This window comes from Streptomyces sp. NPDC047453 (genome assembly GCF_040643155.1).
Classification (GTDB): domain Bacteria; phylum Actinomycetota; class Actinomycetes; order Streptomycetales; family Streptomycetaceae; genus Streptomyces.
In genome coordinates this window covers 188,806-211,140 of record NZ_JBEYTS010000004.1, presented here as the reverse complement: position 1 = coordinate 211,140, position 22,335 = coordinate 188,806, and the positions used below count along the sequence as shown (strand labels likewise).

Genomic DNA, 22,335 nt, shown 5'->3' with positions numbered 1-22,335 from the left:
GCCCGCTCCGGGCCATCAGGCAGCATGGCCTCCATGTCCGTACTCACGCGCGACGAAGCGCAGACCCGTGCCAAGCTCCTCGACGTCCACCGCTACACCGTCGACCTCGACCTGACCGGCGGGGACGACACCTTCGACTCCCGGACCGCGATCCGGTTCTCCGTACGGGCAGACCGGGACAGCACGGACACGTTCGTCGAGCTCAAGCCCGCCCACCTGCGCTCCGCCACCCTCGACGGACAGCCCCTCGACCCACGCGATCTCACCGGTAACCGCCTGCTGCTGAAGAACCTCGCCCCCGGTGAGCACGAGCTGCGCGTCGACGCCGCCATGCGCTACTCCCGCACCGGCGAGGGCATGCACCGCTTCACCGACCCCACCGACGGCGAGGCCTACGTCTACACGCAGCTGTTCCTGGACGACGTCCAGCGCGTCTTCGCCGCCTTCGACCAGCCCGACCTCAAGGCCGTCTTCGAACTCGCCGTCACCGCCCCCGAGGGCTGGACCGTCCTCGCCAACGGCGTCACCGAGCACACCGGCGACGGCGTCTGGAAGGCCGCGCCCACCCCGCTGATCTCCACCTACCTCGTCGCCGTCGCCGCCGGCCCCTGGCACTCCGTACGCACCGAGCACCGCGGCCTGCCCTTCGGCATCCACTGCCGCCGCTCGCTGGCGCCCCACCTCGACGCGGACGCCGACGAGATCCTCGACGTCACCCGCGCCTGCTTCGACCGCTACCACGAGAAGTTCGACGAGCCCTACCCCTTCGACTCCTACGACCAGGCCTTCGTCCCCGAGTTCAACGCGGGCGCCATGGAGAACCCGGGCCTGGTCACCTTCCGCGACGAGTTCGTCTACCGCTCCGCCGTCACCGACACCGAGCGGCAGACCCGCGCCATGGTCATCGCCCACGAGATGGCCCACATGTGGTTCGGCGACCTGGTCACCCTCAGGTGGTGGGACGACATCTGGCTGAACGAGTCCTTCGCCGAGTACATGGGCTACCAGACCACCGCCGAGGCCACCCGCTTCACCGGCACCTGGACCGACTTCGGCGTCGCCCGCAAGTCCTGGGGCTACGACGCCGACCAGCGCCCCTCCACCCACCCCGTCGCCCCGGACGCCGTCGACGACACCGCCTCCGCCCTGCTCAACTTCGACGGCATCTCCTACGCCAAGGGCGCCTCCGCGCTGCGGCAACTGGTCGCCTGGCTCGGCGAGAAGGACTTCCTGGCCGGTATCAACACCCACTTCAAGCGGCACCGGTTCGCCAACGCCACCCTCGCCGACTTCATCGACTCCCTCGCCTCCGCCACCGACCGCGACGTGCACGCCTGGGCCGAAGCCTGGCTGCGCACCACCGGCGTGGACACGCTCACCGCGTCCGTCGACGCCGTGCCCGGCCAGTGGACCCTCGCCCTCGACCGCGACGGCAGCCGCCCGCACCGCGTCACCGTCGGCGTCTACGACCGCGACCTGGGCGACGGCCGCAGCCTGGTCGTCCGGGAGCGCTACGAGACCGACGTCCCGCAGGACGGCACCGGCCGCGCGCGCTCCGGCACCCGGCCCGCCCTGGTCGTGCCCAACGACCAGGACCTGACCTACGCCAAGATCCGCCTGGACGAGACCTCCCTGGAGACCGCCCTGCGCGGCCTGTCCGGCGTCCCCGACGCGCTCACCCGCGCCGTGGTGTGGAACACGCTGCGCGACATGGTCCGCGACGGTGAACTCGCGCCCGCCGACTATCTGGCGACCGCCGCCGCCCATCTGCCCGAGGAGACCGACCTCGCCCTCGTCCAGGGCGTCCTGGCCTTCGCCACCGGGCAGATCGCCGACCGGTACGTCGACCCCGGGCAGCGGCCCGCCGCCGTCGCCGCCCTCGGCTCCCTGTGCCGCGACCTCATCCGCCGCACCGAGGACGGCGACAACCCCGGCCTGCGCCTGATCGCCGTGCGCCACTTCATCGACGTCGCCGCCCACCCGGACACCATCGCCGCCTGGCTCGCCGACGGCACCGTCCCCGGCGGCCCCGAACTCGACCCGGAGCTGCGCTGGCGCGTCCTGAGCCGCCTCGCCGTCCTCGGCGCCGTCGACCAGGCCGCCATCGCCGAGGAACTCGACCGCGACCCGTCCGCCACCGGCCAGGAGGGCGCCGCCCGCTGCCGGGCCGCGCTGCCCGACGCCGAGGCCAAGCGCGCGGCCTGGGAGTCGATGTTCGCCACCGACGAGCGCACCGACCTGTCGAACTACCTGTTCATCGCCACCGCCCAGGGCTTCTGGCAGCCCGAACAGGCCGATCTCGTACGGGACTACGTCCCCCGCTTCTACCAGGACGCGGTCGCCCTCGCCGACCGCCGCGGCCCCGCCATCGCCGAGGCCGCCGGACGCTGGGCGTTCCCGGTGCACACCGTCGACGCCGAGCACCTGCGGCTGGGCGAGGCCTGCCTGCACGACGGCGCCCCCACCCCGGCGCTCCGCCGCAAGCTCGTCGACCAGCTCGACGACCTGTCCCGGACGCTGAAGGTACGGGAGGCGTAGAACACGACCGGTCGCCGCCGGTCTGCGGGCCGGCGACGACCGGGATCACCGCCCCGCTGTGGGCAGCCCGCGAAGCCGGCCCTCCTGCTCTCCTCCCCGAAGACCGGCGCTACGTCGAGCCCGTCCACCACCCCCTTTCCGAGGGGACGCCCGGCTGTTCAGGGCGGTGGTGTGGTGGTCACTCGTTCGTGTGGGCCTGGTGGGATTCGAAGAGGGGAGCGAGCGGTGGGATTACGTTGACGGCATGTCACGTTTTCGTATGTATCCGACGAGCGAACAGGCGGGCATCATGCTCGAACACTGCGCGCACGCCCGGTACGTGTGGAACCTGGCCGTCGAGCAGCACGCTCACTGGGCGCCGGACAGGAACCCCGCCCCGGGGTTTGCCGAGCAGTGCCGTCAGCTGACCGAGGCGCGCCGGGCAAGTGAGTGGCTGCACGCGGGGAATGCTGATGTGCGGCAGCAGGCATTGAAGGATTTCGCCAGGGCGAAGAACGCGCGGTTCACCTCCGGGCTCGGCGAGCCGACGTGGCGGAAGAAGTTCGTGCACGAGGGTTTCCGCGTGATCGGCACGGATCGCATGCCGGAGTTCGAGGGCGACGGTAGGCCGAAGCTGAACGCCAGGGGCAGGCAGGTCATGAGCCGGTTGGTGGTGGTGCAGAAACTCAACCGGCGCTGGGCTCAGGTGAGGGTTCCCGGCTGTGGCTGGGTACGGTTCAGGACCACCCGCCCGGACCTGCCCAAAGCGAAGACGTTCCGTGTCACCTTCCGCAACGGTCAGTGGCACATCGCGTTCGCGGTCATCCCCGAGCCGATCGGTGCATCCGGCACGGGTGGAGTCATCGGCGTCGACCGGGGAGTCAGGATCACCTCCGCGTTGTCGGACGGGCGGAAGCTGAACTGCCCGCAGCTCACCGTCCGGGAGCGTGCCCGGATCCGTAAGCACCAGCGTCGGGCGGCCCGCGCCCCGAAGGGAAGCGAGTGCAAGCGGGCCGAGCACGCCAAGGTGGCCAAGCTCAAGGCCCGCGAAGCCGGCCGACGCAAGGACTGGTGCGAGAAAACCTCGACGATGCTCGCCCGCAGCTATGACCTGGTGCGGTTCGAAAAGCTGAACATCAAGAACATGACCGCCTCAGCGAAGGGGACCATCGAGCAGCCCGGCAGGCATGTACGAGCCAAGGCTGGGCTGAACCGGGCGATCCTTGCCCAGGGCTGGGGCCTCCTGCGTCGTCGGACGCAGGAGAAGGCCCCTGGCCGGGTCGAAGACGTACCCGCCCAGTACACGTCTTTGCGCTGCAGTGCCTGCGGATGGATCGAGAAGAACTCGCGCAAGAGCCAAGCCGAGTTCGTCTGCGTGTCCTGCGGGTTCAGCTGCAACGCCGATGAGAATGCAGCACAGAACGTCGCGGCAGGACAGGGCGGCATTCCCCGCCCCCGGCGCACAGCCGGTGCCGGAGGGGTGACAGCGGCCACCAGCCGCTCGAGCGCCCGTGAACCTCAACCCGCCTGGGTTGGAATCCCCCTCTTTTGAAAGAGGGGGAGGATGTCAAGGAGGACAGTCCCATGAGCACCCCGCCGCCCCCGGAGCACCCCGCCCGTCTCGCCTCCGGTCCCGACGGCCCGCATGCCCTGCGGCCCCTGCTCGACACCGTGCTCGACGCCCTCGACAGCGGCCGCCGCGCCCGCGGCGGCCCCCTGCCCGCGGGCGGGCCCGAGGCGGTCGCCGCCCGAGTGCGCGACGCCGTGGGCGAGGTCCTGCCCGAGCACGGCGACCCGGACGCCCTGCGCGGCCTCGTGCACGCCCTCGCCGAAGGCGCCGCCGACCCCGCCGACCCGCTGTGCGCGGCCCATCTGCACTGCCCGCCGCTCGCCGTGGCCACCGCCGCCGACCTCGCCGTCAGCGCCCTCAACCCGTCCCTGGACTCCTGGGACCAGGCACCCGCCGCCTCCGAACTCGAAGCCCTCGTCACGCGGACGCTCGCGCACGAGGCAGGACTCGCCGACTCCGTCGTCACCACCGGCGGCACCGAGTCCAACCAACTCGCCCTGCTGCTCGCCCGCGAGTCCTGCGGCGGCGGCCTCCGCCTGGTCTGCGGCGCCAACGCGCACCACTCCCTGCCCCGCGCCGCCTGGCTGCTCGGCCTGCCCGAACCCGTGGTCGTGCCCGCACCCTCCGGCACCCTCGACCCCGCCGCGCTGCACAGCGCCCTCACCGACCTCGGCGGACCGCGCGGCTCCCTCCTCGTGGCCGCCACCGCCGGCACCACCGACGCCGGCCTCATCGACCCTCTCCCGGAGATCGCCGGACTGTGCGCCGCCCACGGCGCTCGGCTGCACATCGACGCCGCCCACGGCGGGGGACTGCTGTTCAGCGAACGCCACCGGGACAAGCTGACCGGGCTCGAAGCCGCTCATACCGTCACCCTCGACCTGCACAAACTCGGCTGGCAGCCGGTCGCCGCCGGACTCCTCGCCGTCCGCCACCCCCGCGACCTCGCCGCCCTGCACCAGCGCGCCGACTACCTCAACGCCGGGGACGACACCGAGGCCGGCCTGCCCGACCTGCTCGGCCGCTCCCTGCGCACCACCCGTCGCCCCGACGTCCTCAAGATCGCCGTCACCCTCAAGGCCCTCGGCCGCCGCGGCCTCGGCGCCCTCGTCGACCAGGTCTGCGCCCGCGCCCGCGAGTTCGCCGACCTCATCCACGACCACCCCGGCTTCGAGCTCCACGACCGGCCCACCATCAGCACCGTCCTGTTCCGGCCCGCCGGCGCCACCGACGACGCCGTCGCCGCCGTACGCCGCCGACTCCTCACCGAAGGCCGCGCCGTCCTCGGCCGCGCCCGCCTCGACGACCGGCTCTGGCTCAAGGCCACCCTGCTCAACCCGGACACCCGGACCGAAGACCTCGCCGCCCTGCTGAAACTGGTGGAAGGAAGCACCCCCCGATGAACCATCCCGCGCACCACACCTCCCAGGCCCCCCGCGACCTGGTCGGCATCGGCATCGGGCCGTTCAACCTGTCCCTGGCCGCGCTCGCCCACCCGCTCACCGGCCTCGACACCGTCTTCTACGAGCGGCGCCCCCGTTTCCACTGGCACCCCGGCCTGCTCATCGACGGCTCCCGCGTCCAGGTGCCCTTCCTCGCCGACCTGGTCACCCTCGCCGACCCGGCCAGCGAGTGGTCCTTCCTCAACTACCTCAGGACCCGCGGCCGGCTCTTCCCGTTCTACTTCGCCGAGCGCTTCCACATCCAGCGCGCCGAATACGACGCCTACTGCCGCTGGGTCTCCGAGAACCTGCCCGCGGTGCGCTGCGGCCACCAGGTCGACGCCGTCCGCTGGAACTCCGAACTCGCCCTCTTCGAGGTCGACTTCACTCAGCTCGACGCCGACGGAGAAGCACAGGCCGTCGGCCGCGCCCACACCCGCAACGTCGTCCTCGGCATCGGCACCGAACCCCATGTGCCCGCCCCGCTCAGGCCCCTCGTCGACGCGTCCGGCGTCCCCGTCGTCCACGCCGCCGACTACCTCGGCCACCGCGACACCCTGCTCGCGGCCGGCCACATCACCGTCGTCGGCTCCGGACAGTCCGGCGCCGAGGTCTTCCTCGACCTGCTGCGCCACCGCCGGGCCTGCGGCGAGCGGCTGCACTGGATCGGCCGCACCGAGGCCTTCGCCCCGATGGAATACTCCAAGCTCGGCCTGGAGCACTTCACCCCCGACTACATGCGCTACTTCCACGGCCTGGCCGAACCCGTGCGCGACCGGCTCGTCGACGGCCAGTGGCAGCTCCACAAGGGCGTCGACGCCGACACCCTCGCCGCCATCCACGACGAGCTCTACCGCCGCACGCTGGACGGCGGCTGGCCCGACGCCGTCCTGACCCCCGGCGTCCGGGTCCGCACCGCCGGCCGGGTCGCCGGCTCCCGGATCGAACTCCACCTCGAACACATGCAGCAGGGCACCCGCACTCGCCTCACCACCGACGCCGTCGTCCTCGCCACCGGCTACCGCGAACGCCCCGTCACACCCCTGCTCACCGGTCTCGACCCCTGTCTGCGCCGCGACGGCAAGGAACGCCTCCGTGTCGACGAGCAGTTCCGCCTCGCCCTCGACCCGGCCATCACCGCCACCGGCTGCCATGTCTACGTGCAGAACGCCGAACGCCACACCCACGGCGTCGGCGCCCCCGACCTGGGCCTCGCCGCCTGGCGCAGCGCGACCATCCTCAACGCGGTGACCGGAACACAGGCCTACCCGCTGCCCGCCCGGACCGCCTTCACCACCTTCGGCCTGGAACGGGAACGGCCCCAGATCCCGCCGTCCCGCCAGGTCAAGGCGCTGACGCCGCTGGCGGACGGGATCTGAGACCGTCCCTCGAAGAGGGAAACCGATCAGAACACCGGCGTGCCGTTACGCGTCAGCTTCCAGTCCAGCGACGCAAAGTCCTTCGGGTCGAGCACGCCCTTCGCCGTGACCCACTCCGCGATCCGGGTGCGGATCTCGGTCGACTCCGCCCACAGCTCCTTCGCCGAGGCCACGTGCGGGAACGCGCCACCGCCGTTGGCCCGGTAGTTGTTCACCGCCATCACGAACTCCTGGGCATCGTTCAGAGCCGCACCGTTGAACGTCAGGTTCTTGATCCGCGAACCGGCCGGCTGGGCGATGTCGATGTCGTACTGCAGCCCCGACACATAGTCGTAGTTGTAGTCCGGGCGGCCGCCCGCGTTCGTCAGCTTGTTCACGTCGACCGTCGCGCCGGCGGCCGTCTGCACGAAGTACTCCGCCGAGTACTCCAGGTACGCCCGCAGCTGGGCACCCGTCATCAACTTGGCGACCAGCGTGTTGTCGTACACGTACAGGCTCGACAGGTCCCGGATCGTCACCTTGCCGGCCGGGATCTCCGAGGTGCGCGAGAAGGGGGAGGCCTGCGAGACGACCGGCAGCGCGGCGTACTGCGTGCCCGCCAGCGCGGCCTTCACCACGTCCTCCTGCACCTTGTTGATCAGGTCGATGATCGGGGCGTCCTTGTAGCGGGCGTCGACGGTGGTGAGGGTCACCGTCGCCTGGCCGACCACCTGGTTGACGTACTTCACGACCTCCGCGTGCTGGTCCGACAGCAGCTTGGTGATCTTCGGGTCGTCGGCGACGGTGTTGGCGTTGCGCAGCGAGGCGGAGACCGACTCCACCTCCCACTGGCCCTTGACGAGGACCAACTCGATGTCGAAGAGGGAGAGCCGCTCGGCGTAGCACAGCGGCTCCGACAGCACGACCGTCTTGCCGGTCTTGTCGTTGACGACCTTCAGCTCCGCGATCTCCTTGTGCGCGTGGCCCACCAGGATCGCGTCGATGCCGGGCACCTGCCGGGCGATGTTCGCGGCGGCGTCCTCCACGTACGGCAGCTGGTCGCCGTACGACGAGGTGCCGGACGTGCCCGAGTGCGCCGAGACGATGACCACGTCCGCGCCCATCGAGCGCAGCTTGGGCACCCACTTCGCGGCCTGCTCCTCAAGGCCCGGGAAGTCCAACTTGCCCTGGACATAGGCCTTGTCCCAGATCGCGATGCCCGGGTTGGTCAGGCCCAGCACGGCCACCGTCACCGGGGCGGCGCCCGGCGCGTGGAACTTCTTCATGAAGTACGGCGGGAAGGCCGGCTTCTGGGTCTTGTGGTCCACCGCGTTCGCGCCGAGCAGCGGGAAGTCGCACTGCTCCTCGAACTTGCGCAGCGTCTCGAGGCCGTAGTTGAACTCGTGGTTGCCGAGCGCCACCGCGTCGTACCCGATGGCGTTCATGGCCTTGGCCATGGGGTGCACCGGACCACGCTTGGCGGTGATCGGGTCGACCTTCGCGTAGTAGTACGTCAGCGGGGTGCCCTGAATCGTGTCACCGGCGTCCAGGAGCAGCGTGTTCTCACGGCCCTTCTCCTTGCGGACCTGGTCGACCAGCGTGGAGACCCGGGCCAGGCCCTGGGCGTTGCCCGCCGCGTCGCTGTACTCGCCGTCCTTGAAGTAGTCCCAGTTGAACACGTGTCCGTGCAGGTCGGTCGTGCCCATGACGGTGAGGGAGTAGCGCTTGCCAGGGTTCTCGGGCTTCTGGCCCGCCGTGGGGGAAGCGGCGGGCGCGGCCTGCGCCGCCGGAGCCGCCACGGCGCCGGCCAGCGCCACCCCCGCCCCGGTGGCGGCGGACTTCGAAAGGAACTTCCGGCGGTTCAACGGCATGTCTGGCTTCTCCTCGTGAACAGGTCGATGACGCGCGTAGATTCTGGCGGCCCGCGACGAACCGCAACACCCCTGGGAGGTTGCGATCTGATGACCGGCAGGCGCGGAGAACCGGGCACTGGTGACAGAGTGGGACGTATGACCTCAGCCCCCGCCCCGGAACCCGTCCCCGCCGTCCCCTACGGCACCCCCGACGCACCCCGGATCGCCGTCCGCGGTGAGGCACACCTCGAAGTCGACCCCGAGATCGCCCGTATCGACATCACCGTCACCGCCCGCGGCAAGGACCGCCGTTCCGCCCTGGACGACCTCACGCGGCGCAACGCCCGCGTCCTCGACCTCGTCAAGTCCTACGGCCAGGTGGTCGAACACCTGGAGACCGGCGCCTTCTCCATCGCCCTCGAACCGGCCCGGCACGGTCGCGGCGAGCGCGTCCGCACCTACCACGGCGCCGTCCGCCTCACCGCCGAACTCTCCGACTTCACCGCCCTCGGTGAACTCACCACCCGACTGGCCGACTTGGAACTCACCCGGGTGGACGGACCCTGGTGGTCGCTGCGCCCCGGCTCGCCGGCCCACCGGGAAGCACGTCGGCAGGCCGTGCAGGAGGCCGTCCAGCGGGCCAGGGAGTACGCCGAGGCGCTCGGCACCTCGCTCACCGCCCTCGTGGAGATCGCCGACATCGGAGTGGAGAGCGCCCCGCCCCGGCCGCAGGCGCCCGGACGGATGCGGGCGATGGCGGCCTACGGAGGTCCGGCGCCGCAGGAGGAGGCCGCGCCGCTGGACCTCGAACCCGAGCGGCAGTACGTCCACGCGCAACTCGACGCGCGATTCGTCATGGCACCGCCCAGACTGTGATTACGTCAGTTGCGTCTTCCGGTCCGCGAACGGGGCGAACGCTCGTCGGAGCGCCGCCCCGCACAGTTCAACAGTTGTCAATACTCCTTCATTCAAAGGTTGTTGAGTAGTCACGTCGTACCAATCGTCTACCCACTGGTAAGGCCTAGGCTCACATCATGCGCCGAGCAAAGATCGTCTGTACTCTGGGGCCCGCCACCGACACGTACGACCAGATCAAGGCACTGGTCGACGCCGGAATGGACGTCGCCCGATTCAACCTCAGCCACGGCGGCCACGCCGAACACGAGGAGCGTTACCGGCACGTACGCTGGGCCGCCGACGAGACCGGACGCAGTGTCGGAATACTCGCCGACCTTCAGGGCCCGAAGATCCGGCTCGGCCGCTTCCGCGAAGGACCCGTACTCCTCGAACGCGGCGACACCTTCACCATCACCGTCGAAGAGGGTGTCGAGGGTGACCGCCGCATCTGCGGCACCACCCACGCCGGCCTCGCTGAGGACGTCACCCCCGGCGAGCGCATCCTCGTCGACGACGGCAAGGTGGGCCTCGAGGTCACCGCCGTCCACGGCCCCCGCGTCCGCACCCGGGTGATCGAGGGCGGCGTGATCTCCGACAACAAGGGGCTCAATCTGCCGGGCGTCGCCGTCTCGGTCCCCGCCCTGTCCAAGAAGGACGAGGACGACCTGCGCTGGGCGCTGCGCACCGGCTTCGACGTCGTCGCGCTGTCCTTCGTCCGCAGTGGCCGGGACATCCTCGAGGTCCACCGCATCATGGACGACGAGGGCCGCCGCCTCCCCGTCATCGCCAAGATCGAGAAGCCGCAGGCGGTGGAGGCCGTCGACGACATCGTGGCCGCCTTCGACGGCATCATGGTCGCCCGCGGTGATCTGGGCGTGGAGATGCCGCTGGAGCAGGTCCCCATCGTCCAGAAGCGTGCGATCAAGCTGGCCCGGCGGAACGCCAAGCCGGTGATCGTCGCCACCCAGATGCTCGACTCGATGATCGGCAACTCCCGCCCGACCCGTGCGGAGGCCTCGGACGTGGCCAACGCGGTGCTCGACGGCACCGACGCGGTGATGCTGTCGGGCGAGACCAGTGTGGGCAAACACCCGGTGGAGACGGTGCGGACGATGGCCCGCATCGTCGCGGCGGCCGAGGAGGACCTCCTCGCGAAGGGGCTGCCGCCGCTGACCGATCACAACAAGCCCCGCACCCAGGGCGGCGCCGTCGCCCGCGCGGCGGCGGAGATCGGAGATTTCCTCGGTGCCAGGTTCCTGGTCGCCTTCACGCAGTCGGGCGACACCGCCCGGCGGCTCTCCCGCTACCGCTCACCCATTCCGCTGCTGGCCTTCACCACGGAGCCGGCCACCCGTTCCCAACTCAGCGCAACCTGGGGCGTGGAGACGTTCCTGGGTCCGCGCGTCGACTCCACCGACGCCATGGTCGACCAGGTCGACGAACTGCTGCTGCGGTACGGGCGCTGCAAGAAGGGTGACGTGGTGGTGATCACAGCGGGCTCGCCCCCGGGGGTGCCGGGCTCGACGAACCTGGTCAGGGTTCACCACATCGGGGAGGACGACACTCCCAAGTAGAACTTGCGACCTTGGATTCGGAGGAAACGTACCCCGGGTCGGATTCGAACCGACGCTGGATGGTGTTTGAGACCATTGCCTCTACCGCTGGGCTACCGGGGCCCCCTTTGAAACAAAGATCGACGGTCACCCGCCGTCCCCCCACCTTACCGCAGCTGGGTACGCTCTTGGAGCAGTACCGTCCGCCCCGGAACAAGGAGCGCCCCCGTGACCGCCGAGTCGCCCGAGCCCGTAGACGTGTCCGACGACGACAAGTCGCACGTGCCTCCGCTGACGACCCGCGTCGTCATCGCCGAGGACGAGGCGCTGATCCGGCTCGATCTCAAAGAGATGCTGGAGGAAGAGGGCTACCGGGTCGTCGGTGAGGCCGGGGACGGCGAGCGAGCCGTGGAGCTGGCCCGCGAGCACCACCCGGACCTGGTGATCCTCGATGTGAAGATGCCCAAGCTCGACGGCATCTCGGCGGCGGAGCGGATCGCCGAGGAGCGGATCGCGCCCGTGCTCATGCTCACCGCCTTCTCACAGCGCGACCTGGTGGAGCGCGCCCGGGACGCCGGGGCGATGGCGTACCTGGTGAAGCCGTTCAGCAAGAGCGACGTCGTTCCCGCCATCGAGATGGCCGTCTCGCGGTTCACCGAGCTGAAGGAACTGGAGAAGGAGGTCGCGGACCTCGCCCAGCGGCTGGAGACCCGCAAGCTGGTCGACCGCGCCAAGGCGATCCTTCAGACGGAGTACGGGCTGACCGAGCCGGCCGCCTTCCGCTGGATCCAGAAGACCTCGATGGACCGCCGCATGTCGATGCAGCAGGTCGCGGAGGCGGTCATCCAGGACAGCGAGGAGAAGAAGGCCGCGAAGGGCGCCAAGCCCGACCAGGACTGAGCCGGGCGGGCCGGTACCCGCAGGCAATGGGCCCGCGTCCCCTCACGGGACGCGGGCCCATTCTCGTTCCGGTGGTCACCGGGCGGGGTCAGTCCTCGCCCAGGTACGCCTTGCGGACCGATTCGTCGTGCAGCAGGTCCTGGCCGGTGCCGGACAGCACGATGTTGCCGACTTCCATGACGTGTCCCTGGTCGGCGAGGGAAAGCGCCGCCTGGGCGTTCTGCTCGACGAGCAGAATCGTCGTGCCCTGGGATTTCAGCTCGGCGATGGTCGCCATGATCTTCTGCATCATGATCGGCGAAAGACCCATGGAGGGCTCGTCGAGCATGAGCAGTTTCGGCCGGGACATCAGTGCCCGGCCCATGGCGAGCATTTGCTGCTCGCCGCCGGAGAGAGTGCCCGCGGCCTGCTTTCTGCGTTCACCCAGGATGGGGAAGAGGTCGTAGGCGCGCTGAATGTCCTTTTCGATGCCTTCCCTGTCCTTGCGCAGGAAGGCGCCGAGCCGCAGATTGTCCTCGATCGTCATCCGCGGGAAGATGTGCCGCCCCTCGGGGGAGTGGGCGAGTCCCAGCGAGACGATCTGGTGGGCGGGGACCTTCTTCAGCGACTTGCCGTTGAATCTGATGTGCCCGCCGACCGGCTTGAGCAGCCCGGACAGGGTGCGCAGCGTGGTGGTCTTGCCGGCGCCGTTGGTGCCGATGAGGGTGACGACCTGGCCGGCCTCGACCGTGAAGGAGATGCCCTTGACGGCCTGGATCTTGCCGTAGGCGACGCGGAGGTCCTCTACTTCGAGCAGTGCGGTCATCGGTCGTTCTCCTTGCCGGGCGCGGCGTCCTGCGGGGTGTCGTCCTCTGCCTGCGCCTCGGCCGCCTCGGCTTGTATCTCGGCCTTCTCGACCTCGGCGGCCTCCTCGGCGCCGGGGGCGCCCTCGAAGGGTTCGCCGAGGTAGGCGGCGACGACGCGCTCGTCGCGCTGGACGGTGGCGCTGTCGCCCTCGATGAGCTTTTCGCCCTGGACGAGCACGGCGACGCGGTCGCAGAGGTTCATGATGAACCGCATGTCGTGCTCGATGACGAGCACGGCGATGCCCATGTCCCGGATCGCGAAGACCAGTTCCTCGGTGGCCCGGGTCTCCTGCGGGTTCATGCCGGCGGTGGGCTCGTCCAGGAGCAGCAGGCCCGGCTCACTGGCCAGGGCGCGGGCGATCTCCAGCTTGCGCTGCTCGCCGTAGGGCAGGTTGCGCGAGAGGTGCTCGGCCTTGTGGGCGAGGCCCACGAACTCCAGGAGTTCCATGGCCCGTGCGCGGGAGGCGGCTTCGGCCCGGTGGAATCCGGGGCCGCGCAGCAGGGCGGACCAGAGTCCTTCCTTGGTGCGGGTGTGCCGGCCGACGAGCACGTTCTCCAGGACCGTCATGTTGGCGAACAGACGGATGTTCTGGAAGGTGCGGGCGATGCCGGCGGCGGTGACCTTGAAGGACTTGGGGGGCAGGACGTTGCCCTTGTAGCGGACCTCGCCCTCGGTGGGGATGTAGAGGCCGGTGAGGCAGTTGAAGAAGGTGGTCTTGCCGGCGCCGTTGGGGCCGATGAGTCCCACGATCTCGCCGCTGTGGACGGTGAGGTCGACTCCGCGTACGGCGGTCAGGCCCCCGAAGCGCATGGTGACGCCGCGTGCGTCGAGGACGGTCTCGCCCGGCGCGGCCGGGGTGGGCGTGGTGTCCCTGGTGGTGGTGTCGGTAGTCATGGGTCAGACCCCTGCCTTGCTGAGGACCGCGGGTGCCTCCGTCTGCTCGTGGAACTCGAGCTGGCGGCGCCGGTTGGGGATGAGGCCTTCCGGGCGGAAGCGCATCAGCAGTACGAGTGCGAGACCGAAGGCCAGCAGCTGGTAGTCGCCGAGGAACTGGAGCTTGGCCGGGATGAGGTAGAGCAGCGCCGCACCGACCAGGGGGCCGCTGATGGTGCCCATGCCGCCGAGGACGACCGCGGCGAGCAGGAAGGCGGAGTTGGGCGGCACGACATGGGCGAACTGGTACTGCTCGGGGGTCACGGTGTAGGTGACGTGGGCCTGGACGGCGCCGGCGAGGCCGGCCAGGGTGGCGCCGAGGGCGAAGGCGATGAGCTTGACGCGGAAGCCGTTGATGCCCATGGCGCGCGCGGCGGTCTCGTCCTCGCGGATGGCGATCCAGGCGCGGCCGATGCGGGAGTCGCTGCTGCGCCGGAAGACCACCACGACGATCAGCGTGATGAGGAGCATCAGCAGGAAGTAGTTGGCGAAGCGGGCGATGGTGAACCCGAGGAAGGTGTGCTCCTGGCCGAAGTCGAAGCCGAGGATGTTCAGGTTCGGGATGGACGAGATGCCGTTGGAGCCGTTGGTGACGTCGGGTCCGGAGGTGCCGTCCATGTTGAGGACGGCGATCCGGAAGATCTCACCGAAGCCGAGGGTGACGATGGCGAGGTAGTCGCCGCGCAGCCGCAGGGTGGGGGCGCCGATGAGGACACCGAAGATCATGGCGACCACACCGCCGAGCAACGCCGAGGCCCAGAACGGCAGATGGAGGTTCAAGGGCGAGGACGGCGAGCCGGAGACCAGGGCCGCGGTGTAGGCGCCGACGCCGAGGAAGGCGACGTAACCGAGGTCGAGCAGACCGGCGAGGCCGACGACGATGTTCAGGCCGAGCGCGACGGTGGCGAAGATCAGGATGTAGACGCCGATGGTCGCGTACTGGTCGTCGGACTGGGTGAAGGGGAAGGCGGCGGCGGCCACGAAGGCGCTGAGCATGGTGACGTTGCGGTGCTTGGCGGTGATCGCCGAGACACGGGCCACCAGTCCGGCCTTGAAGATCGCGGCGAAGCCGAAGCCGACGGTGATGAGGAAGCCGATGAAGAGCTCGTCGTACGAGGTGCTGATGCCGTATGTGAAGACGGTGAGGCCGATGGCCATGGCCACGATGATGACGAGGATCTCGGCGTAGAGCGGCAGGGCGCGAGCCGGAGCGGGGGTGCCGGAGGAGACCACGGCACGGGCCACGGCGAGCCGGTTGCGCGTGTTGTGGCGTATCTGGTCCCAGGTGCTGTCCTCGGGGTCGGCGGGTTCGGTCGCCGGCCGCTCGAACGGCAGGGAGAGCACGCCGATCACGGTGATGACGGTGGCCGCGGCGAGGATCCAGGCGCCCGGTTCGAGGTTGACCAGTCCGCCGAGCTTGCCGCTGATCGCGAGGACGGTGTACCAGGCGGTGCCGAAGGTGCCGAGTGCGGCCAGGGTGAGCGCGCCGGTGCCGCCGGCGGGTACGAGCCAGCCGAGGCCCTTGAGTCCGTAGGCGGCCAGGCCCAGGAGGGCGGTGAGTACTCCGCCGATGAGGACGAGGACCTGGAGGCCGCCCGGGTAGCCGTAGACGGTGAGGTCGCCGGGGAACTCGGAGGTCCAGGTCCAGGCGAGGAAAGCGGAGACGACGGTCAGGACGGCGCCGCTGGTGGCCAGGGCGAGGCCGATGCGTTGCGGCAGGCGGATGATGCCGGTGGCGGCGGCGCTGCCGGCGCCGGTGGCGCCGGCGGCGTCGGGTGCGGTGGTCTGTGTGGTCATCGGTGTCACGCCCTGTCCGCCACGCGCTCGCCGAGCAGACCCTGAGGCCTGAACAGCAGCACGAGGATGAGGAGTACGAACGCCCAGACGTTGGCCCAGGACTGGCTGCCGAACTGGTGCATGCCGGGGATGTCGGAGATGTAGGCGGTGGCGAGGGTCTCGGCGACGCCGAGGACGATGCCGCCGATCATGGCGCCGTAGATGTTGCCGATGCCGCCGAGGACGGCCGCGGTGAACGCCTTCAGACCGAGGATGAAGCCCATGCGGAACTGGATCTCGCCGTACTTGAGGCCGTAGGCGACGGATCCGACGGCGGCGAACGTGGCGCCGAGGGCGAAGGCGACCACGATGATGCGGTCGGTGTTGACGCCCATGAGCTTGGCGGTGTCCGGGTCCTGCGCGGTGGCCTGCATGCCTCGTCCGGTACGGGTCTTCATGACGAAGTAGGCGAGGATGGCCATGCTGAGGGGAGCGGCGCAGATGAGGAAGATGTCACCGGTCTGGATGGTGACGCTGCCGATCTCGAAGGGGCCTCCGGCGATCTGCGGGAAGGTGCGGGCGGACTTGGCGTCCGGGTACCAGGCCCACACCGCCTGCTGGAGCGCGAGGGAGAGACCGATGGCGGTGATCAGGGGCGCCAGGCGTGGGCCGCCGCGCAGGGGACGGTAGGCGAACCGTTCCGCCCCGATGGCGACCAGGACGGCGACGATGATGGCGCCGACGAGCATGAGCGGCAGCGCGATCCACATGGACGTGCCGTTCGGAAGCACCCACAGATAGACCGAGAGCGCGCCGAAGGCGCCGGTCATGAAGATCTCGCCGTGAGCGAAGTTGATGAGCTGGACGATGCCATAGACCATCGTGTAGCCGATGGCGACCAGCCCGTACATGGATCCCAGTAGCAGGCCGTTGACCAGCTGCTGCGGCAGTTCGTTCACCGCATGTCCTCCGAGACGTTCGGATGTTCGACGAATTGTGGCCGGATGTGAGTGCGCGCGGGGCGCCAGTGGAACAGCGCCCCGCGCGACTGGTGAGCGGTGCTGGTGCGGCTCAGCCCGTGTAGGTCCCGGAGTGGACCGGGGCCCACTCGCCGTTCTTGACGGCGTAGACGGTGAGCTGCTTGTTGGTGGCGTCGCCGAACTCGTCGAAGGAGACCTTGCCGGTCACTCCGTCGAAGGAGACGTTCTGCATGGCCTCGGTGACCTTGGCGCGGGCGTCGGAGGGCAGCTTGCCGTCGTTGTCGTCGACGACCTTCTTGACGGCCTCGATGATGGCCCAGGCCGAGTCGTAGGAGTAGCCGCCGTAGGCGGAGTACTCCTCCTTGTAGCCGGCGTCCTTGTAGTCGGCCATGAACTGCTTGGCGGAGTCGAGCTCCTCGACCGGGGCGCCGACGGAGGTGGCGAGGTCGCCGTTGCTCTCGGAACCGGCCAGCTGGATGAACTTGGCGTCGTAGATGCCGTCGCCGCCGATGAGCGGGATCTTGGCGCCGGCGGCCTTGATCTGCTTGCTGAGCGGGCCGGCCTGCGGGTACTCGCCGCCGTAGTAGACGACGTCCGCGCCGGACTTCTTGACCTTGGTGGCGACCGCGGAGAAGTCCTTGGTGTCCGGGTCGATGTGCTCCGTGCCGACGACCTTGCCGCCGAGCTTCTTGAACTCGTCGGTGAAGGTGCCGGCCAGGCCGGCACCGTAGGTCTTCTTGTCGTCGATGACGAAGACCTTCGTCTTCTTCGAGGTGTTGAAGACGTACTGCGCGGCGAAGGGGCCCTGGATGGCGTCCGTGGTCGCGGTGCGGTAGTACGACTTGTACTGGCGCACCTTGTTGGTCCGCCAGTCGGCGCCCTGGGTCAGCGAGGGGCCGGTGTTGGCGGGGGAGACCTGGACCAGCTTGGCGTCGTCGAACACGCGCTGCATGGACTCCGCGACGGAGGAGTTGAGGGGGCCCACGGCGCCGAGGACGTCCTTGTTGGCGACGAGCTTGACGGCGTTCTGCTGGCCCGAGGAGGGCTGGGCCTGGTCGTCCAGGGCCTGGATCTTGAAGGTGACGCCCTTGACGAACTTCTGCTTGTTGGCCGTCTTGGCGGCCAGGTCGGCGGAGTTCTTGATGCCGAGACCCAGCGCGGACAGGTCGCCGGTCAGCGGGGCGTCGACGCCGATGACCACGGTGGTGCCACCGTTGCCGGAGTCCGAACCCTTGTCTCCGCCACCCCGCGAGCCGCAGGCGGTGAGGGTGAGTGCTCCCGCTGCCAGTGCTGCGGTAATGGCGATGAGTGAACGTTGACGCACGATCAGTCCTTTCCCTGGCACGGCCCCTCCCCCCTGGAAGAGGTCGAGTCGAGCGCGGAGTCGAAGAGGTAATCCGACGCGCCGTGACTGGCGGTGACTCTAGGCGTGCGCAGGGAACGTCGAGGAGGGCTTGGCCAAGGCTGTGACGCTCTTGTTATGACACGACGTATTGCGGAGCGGTACACGGAGGGTCGAACAGCGGAATTCAGGCCGAATTGCCCGGTCCGGAATCTGAGAACTCGCAGGACGCGCGACGCTGAGTTCAGGTGTCTCGCCAGTTTTGGTGATTACAGGGCACCGTTGCCGCAGGCGACTTGCAGGGCTTGGGAGAGGCTCTGCGCATAGCGTGGTCCGAGGATGAAACTGTGCACCTGGATTGCGCGCTTATTACGCAGTGTTACGTCCAGGAAAGGGAGTCCGGCGTTCCCCGGCACTTTTCCGCATTCCTTCACATGCATGGTGATCACAACTTTATGGGCGGATCCCGCCCTTGTGCGGAATGGGGTGCGGGGCTCGGAGGTGAGGGAAAGTCCCGCGTACGGCTGGGCGATGCCGGTGACGGTCACGGGCGGGCCGGACTGCACGCTGACCAGCACCGCGAAGCTGAATGTCCGGGTTCGGGCGTGGCCGGGGGCGGCGACCGCGTCCAGGTAGGACACGTCGGTCACTTGGGAGGGGTAGGGCGGCGCCGGCGGCTGCGGCCGGGGCTGCGCCGTGTCCTGACGGGTGGTGAACAAGTAGCCGCCGCCCGCGAGGAGAAGGGCGAGCGTCAGGGCTGTGAGGGCGGCGCGGCGGTGCCGCTGGTACAGCCGCGCGAGAGAGCTGTGCGCGAGGCCGTCGGTGCGGGGTGGGTCGTCCGGGTCGGGTGTGCCCCACGCGCGCGTGCCCTCGCCCGGTTCGAGCGGCCCGACGCCGCTCACGGCAACGGCCTGGCGCCGGACGTGCCGACTTGGTGCCGGCCGGTGCGGTCTCGTGGGGGGTGGCGGCGAGTCAGTTCGCCGGCGGGGCAAGCGGCTTGGCGCTTCCCCTTGGGGCCCGACCAGCGCGGGGCGAGCCGAGGTGGTGCCGGGGGCGGGGCGCCGTGTCCGGGCGGGATCCGGGGTGGTGTTGGGGGTGCGGTGCCGTGCCTGGTGGGTGTGGGTTCGGCGTGGGCAGGTCCGGTGGGTGCGGGCCTGGCGGGTGTGGGTTCGGCGGGTGTGGGTTCGGCGGGCGTGGGCCCGGCGGGTGTGGACTTGGCGTGGGCAGGGCTGACGGGCTTGGGTTCGGCGGGTGTGGGCTTGGCGGGTGCGGGCCTGGCCGGGGTGGGTTCGGCGGGCGTGGGCCCGCCGGGCGTCCGCCCGCCCGGGGTGGTCGCCGACGCGGTTGGCGGGGGCGGTAGTTGAGGGCGGGACCGGCTCGACCGCGCCCCCGGCCGGGGGGCTCCTCCCGTTGTCATGGCAAGAAGCTAGGCGGCCCGGTGTCCGGGGGCAACGGTGGAGGGGGCGCCTCCGCGGCTCAGCCGACGGGGCCGTCGCCCGGCTTCGCGTCGCGCAGCAGGCAGGTCAGGCGGGCGCTGCACACCCGTCGTCCTTCCTCGTCGCTGATCACGACCTCGTACGTCGCCGTCGAGCGTCCCCGGTGGACGGGTGTGGCAACGCCCGTGACCAGGCCGGAGCGCGCCCCGCGGTGATGGGTGCAGTTCAGGTCGACACCGACCGCGATCTTGGAGCTGCCGCCGTGCAGCATCGCACCCACCGAGCCGAGGGTCTCGGCGAGGACGGCGGAGGCGCCGCCGTGCAGCAGTCCGTAGGGCTGGGTGTTGCCCTCCACCGGCATGGTGCCGACGACGCGCTCGGCGGACGCCTCCAGGATCTGCACGCCCATGCGGGTGCCGAGGTGTCCGGCGGAGAAGAGGGCGGGCAGGTCGACGCCGAGCGCGGCGTACTCGTCGAGGACTTCCTGCGGGAACTTCACGTTCTGCTGCTCGCCCATGGGGTCCGGCTCCGTTCGTCCTTGATCGGCTCGGCGTCGACCGGTTCGGCGTCGATCGGCCGCCGCATTCACTGAGCGAACGCTCAGTCGGCCGCCGATTGTTCCAGACGCACCACGACGGACTTGCTGGCCGGGGTGTTGCTGGTATCGGCGGTGGCGTCCAGCGGCACCAGCACGTTGGTCTCCGGGTAGTACGACGCGGCACAGCCCCGGGCCGTCGGATAGTGCACGACCCGGAAGCCCGGCGCCCGCCGCTCCACGCCGTCCTTCCACTCGCCGACCAGGTCCACGTACGACCCGTCGGCCACTCCCAGCGCCCGCGCGTCCTCCGGGTTGACCAGCACCACCCGACGGCCGTTCTTGATCCCCCGGTAGCGGTCGTCGAGGCCGTACACCGTGGTGTTGTACTGGTCGTGCGAGCGCAGCGTCTGCAACAGCAGGCGCCCCTCGGGCAGTTCGGGGTACTCCACCGGCGCGGCGGTGAAGTTGGCCTTGCCGGTGGCCGTCGGGAAGCGGCGCTCGTCGCGCGGGGCGTGCGGCAGCGCGAAGCCACCGGGGTGGGCCACGCGCGCGTTGAAGTCCTCGAAGCCGGGGACGACCCGGGCGATCCGGTCGCGGATCGCGGCGTAGTCCTTCTCGAACTCCTCCCACGGCACCACGGTCTTCTCGCCCAGCACCCGGCGGGCCAGCCCGCACACGATGGCCGGCTCGGACTTCAGCTGCGCGCCCGCGGGCCGCAGCCGGCCCCGGGAGGCGTGCACCATGCCCATGGAGTCCTCGACGGTGACGAACTGCTCGCCGCCGTCCTGCACGTCCCGCTCGGTGCGGCCGAGGGTGGGCAGGATCAGCGCACGCGCGCCCGTGACCACGTGGGAGCGGTTGAGCTTGGTCGACACGTGCACCGTCAGCCGGGCCCGGCGCATGGCGGCCTCGGTGACGTCGGTGTCGGGGGACGCGGAGACGAAGTTGCCGCCCATGGCGAAGAACACCTTCGCCTCGCCGTCGCGCAGGGCCCGGATGGCCCGTACGACGTCGTAGCCGTGCTCGCGCGGCGGCGCGAAGCCGAACTCCTTCTCCAGGGCGTCCAGGAAGTCGTGGTCGGGGCGCTCGAAGATGCCCATCGTGCGGTCGCCCTGCACGTTGGAGTGGCCGCGCACCGGGCACACGCCCGCGCCCGGGCGGCCGATGTTGCCGCGCAGCAGCAGGAAGTTGACCACCTCGCGGATGGTCGGCACCGAGTGCTTGTGCTGGGTCAGGCCCATCGCCCAGCACACGATGGTGCGCTGGGAGGCGAGGACCATCTCCAGCGCGCGGTCGATCTCCGCGCGCGTGAGCCCGGTCGCGGTGAGCGTCTCGTCCCAGTCCGCGGCGCGGGCGGCCTTCGCGAACTCCTCGTAGCCATGGGTGTGTTCGCGGACGAACTGCTCGTCCACCGCGCCTTCGGCGTCGAGGATCAGCTTGTTGAGGAGACGGAAGAGGGCCTGGTCGCCGCCGATGCGGATCTGGAGGAACAGATCGGTGAGCGCGGCGCCCTTGAGCATGCCCTGCGGGGTCTGCGGGTTCTTGAACCGCTCCAGACCGGCCTCGGGCAGCGGATTGACGCTGATGATCTTCGCGCCGCCCGCCTTCGCCTTCTCGAGGGCGGAGAGCATACGAGGGTGGTTCGTCCCCGGGTTCTGCCCGGCGACGATGATCAGGTCGGCCTTGTACAGGTCCTCCAGGAGCACACTGCCCTTGCCGACCCCGATCGTCTCCGACAGGGCCGAGCCGGAGGACTCGTGGCACATGTTGGAGCAGTCGGGCAGGTTGTTGGTGCCCAACTCGCGCGCGAAGAGCTGGTAGAGGAACGCGGCCTCGTTGCTGGTGCGGCCGGAGGTGTAGAAGAGGGCCTCGTCGGGGGAGCCGAGGGCTGCGATCTCCTCGGCGACGATGTCGAAGGCGCGCTCCCAGGTGACCGGTTCGTAGTGATCGGCGCCCTCGGGCAGGTACATGGGGTGCGTGAGCCGCCCTTGCTGGCCCAGCCAGTACCCGCTCCGGTCCGCCAGATCGGACACGGAGTGCGCGGCGAAGAACTCCGGGGTGACCCGGCGCAGGGTGGCCTCCTCGGCGACCGCCTTCGCACCGTTCTCGCAGAACTCCGCCGTGTGCCGGTGCTCCGGCTCCGGCCAGGCACAGCCCGGGCAGTCGAAGCCGTCCTTCTGGTTGACCCGCAGCAGGGTCAGCGCGGTGCGCCTCACCCCCATCTGCTGCTGGGCGATCCGCAGCGTGTGCCCGATGGCCGGCAGCCCGGCCGCCGCGTGCTGCGGCTCGGCCACCTGCGGCGCGTCCTGAACCGGATCACCCATGGGGGGCTTCGTGGCCATCGCACGCTCTCCTTCGACTGCGGTGTGTGAAGAACGTCTCCGATCCTCGCAC

At 70.0% G+C, this 22,335-nt stretch carries 16 protein-coding genes and 1 tRNA gene; 7 read left to right on the top strand and 10 right to left on the bottom strand.

Features of this window, described 5'->3' with window-relative positions; all coding sequences use genetic code 11:
- The first annotated feature begins 24 nt into the window (after window positions 1–24).
- The 4 genes from pepN (at window position 25) to ABZ818_RS06460 (ending at window position 6,908) form a co-directional block, all read left to right on the top strand.
- A complete protein-coding gene (gene pepN / locus ABZ818_RS06475; protein WP_361411543.1) occupies window positions 25–2,538 on the top strand; it encodes an aminopeptidase N in 2,514 nt (837 codons plus the stop codon).
- A 199-nt stretch (window positions 2,539–2,737) separates the two neighbouring features.
- Window positions 2,738–4,069, top strand: a complete 1,332-nt coding sequence (locus ABZ818_RS06470; RefSeq protein WP_361411541.1) for a transposase — start codon at window positions 2,738–2,740, stop codon at window positions 4,067–4,069.
- A gap of 32 nt (window positions 4,070–4,101) precedes the next feature.
- A complete protein-coding gene (locus tag ABZ818_RS06465) occupies window positions 4,102–5,490 on the top strand; it encodes an aminotransferase class V-fold PLP-dependent enzyme (RefSeq protein WP_361411539.1) in 1,389 nt (462 codons plus the stop codon).
- Window positions 5,487–6,908: a SidA/IucD/PvdA family monooxygenase gene (locus ABZ818_RS06460; RefSeq protein ID WP_361411537.1), complete on the top strand. Its 1,422-nt coding sequence runs from the start codon at window positions 5,487–5,489 to the stop codon at window positions 6,906–6,908. The genes ABZ818_RS06465 and ABZ818_RS06460 overlap by 4 nt, the downstream gene beginning before the upstream one ends.
- Before the next feature lie 26 nt (window positions 6,909–6,934).
- On the opposite strand, the gene ABZ818_RS06455 is transcribed toward ABZ818_RS06460, so the two are convergent.
- Complete coding sequence (locus ABZ818_RS06455) at window positions 6,935–8,758, bottom strand: 5'-nucleotidase C-terminal domain-containing protein (protein ID WP_361411535.1); 1,824 nt, start codon at window positions 8,756–8,758, stop codon at window positions 6,935–6,937.
- 138 nt (window positions 8,759–8,896) lie between these two features.
- Between ABZ818_RS06455 and ABZ818_RS06450 the strand changes: the two genes are divergently transcribed.
- Together ABZ818_RS06450 and pyk are read left to right on the top strand one after the other, a co-directional pair.
- The gene (locus tag ABZ818_RS06450) at window positions 8,897–9,616 is read left to right on the top strand and encodes an SIMPL domain-containing protein (protein WP_361411533.1); all 720 of its coding nucleotides are present in this window, start codon (window positions 8,897–8,899) and stop codon (window positions 9,614–9,616) included.
- 158 nt (window positions 9,617–9,774) lie between these two features.
- The gene (gene pyk / locus ABZ818_RS06445) at window positions 9,775–11,211 is read left to right on the top strand and encodes a pyruvate kinase (protein ID WP_361411531.1); all 1,437 of its coding nucleotides are present in this window, start codon (window positions 9,775–9,777) and stop codon (window positions 11,209–11,211) included.
- 29 nt (window positions 11,212–11,240) lie between these two features.
- Here pyk and ABZ818_RS06440 read toward each other — a convergent pair.
- Window positions 11,241–11,313 (bottom strand) — tRNA-Leu (locus tag ABZ818_RS06440).
- Window positions 11,314–11,418: 105 nt separating this feature from the next.
- Here ABZ818_RS06440 and ABZ818_RS06435 point away from each other — a divergent pair.
- Window positions 11,419–12,090, top strand: coding sequence for a response regulator (locus ABZ818_RS06435; RefSeq protein ID WP_361411529.1), 672 nt, complete (start codon window positions 11,419–11,421; stop codon window positions 12,088–12,090).
- Window positions 12,091–12,178: 88 nt separating this feature from the next.
- On the opposite strand, the gene ABZ818_RS06430 is transcribed toward ABZ818_RS06435, so the two are convergent.
- The 8 genes from ABZ818_RS06430 to ABZ818_RS06395 all read right to left on the bottom strand — a co-directional run bounded on the left by ABZ818_RS06430 (window position 12,179) and on the right by ABZ818_RS06395 (window position 22,283).
- Window positions 12,179–12,895, bottom strand: a complete 717-nt coding sequence (locus ABZ818_RS06430; RefSeq protein WP_361411527.1) for an ABC transporter ATP-binding protein — start codon at window positions 12,893–12,895, stop codon at window positions 12,179–12,181.
- Complete coding sequence (locus ABZ818_RS06425) at window positions 12,892–13,830, bottom strand: ABC transporter ATP-binding protein (protein ID WP_361411525.1); 939 nt, start codon at window positions 13,828–13,830, stop codon at window positions 12,892–12,894. The genes ABZ818_RS06430 and ABZ818_RS06425 overlap by 4 nt, the downstream gene beginning before the upstream one ends.
- Window positions 13,831–13,833: 3 nt before the next feature.
- On the bottom strand, window positions 13,834–15,666 hold the full coding sequence (locus ABZ818_RS06420) for a branched-chain amino acid ABC transporter permease (RefSeq protein ID WP_361411523.1): 1,833 nt from the start codon (window positions 15,664–15,666) through the stop codon (window positions 13,834–13,836).
- Between the two features lie 5 nt (window positions 15,667–15,671).
- Window positions 15,672–16,604, bottom strand: coding sequence for a branched-chain amino acid ABC transporter permease (locus ABZ818_RS06415; protein ID WP_361411521.1), 933 nt, complete (start codon window positions 16,602–16,604; stop codon window positions 15,672–15,674).
- Window positions 16,605–16,716: 112 nt separating this feature from the next.
- Window positions 16,717–17,949 (bottom strand): branched-chain amino acid ABC transporter substrate-binding protein, encoded by a 1,233-nt coding sequence (locus ABZ818_RS06410; protein WP_361411519.1) that lies wholly within the window; start codon window positions 17,947–17,949, stop codon window positions 16,717–16,719.
- Window positions 17,950–18,236: 287 nt separating this feature from the next.
- Window positions 18,237–18,869 (bottom strand): Tat pathway signal sequence domain protein, encoded by a 633-nt coding sequence (locus ABZ818_RS06405; RefSeq protein ID WP_361411517.1) that lies wholly within the window; start codon window positions 18,867–18,869, stop codon window positions 18,237–18,239.
- A gap of 574 nt (window positions 18,870–19,443) precedes the next feature.
- The gene (locus tag ABZ818_RS06400) at window positions 19,444–19,920 is read right to left on the bottom strand and encodes a hotdog fold thioesterase (protein WP_361411515.1); all 477 of its coding nucleotides are present in this window, start codon (window positions 19,918–19,920) and stop codon (window positions 19,444–19,446) included.
- Window positions 19,921–20,003: 83 nt separating this feature from the next.
- Window positions 20,004–22,283 (bottom strand): FdhF/YdeP family oxidoreductase, encoded by a 2,280-nt coding sequence (locus tag ABZ818_RS06395; protein ID WP_361411513.1) that lies wholly within the window; start codon window positions 22,281–22,283, stop codon window positions 20,004–20,006.
- Between the last annotated feature and the right edge of the window lie 52 nt (window positions 22,284–22,335).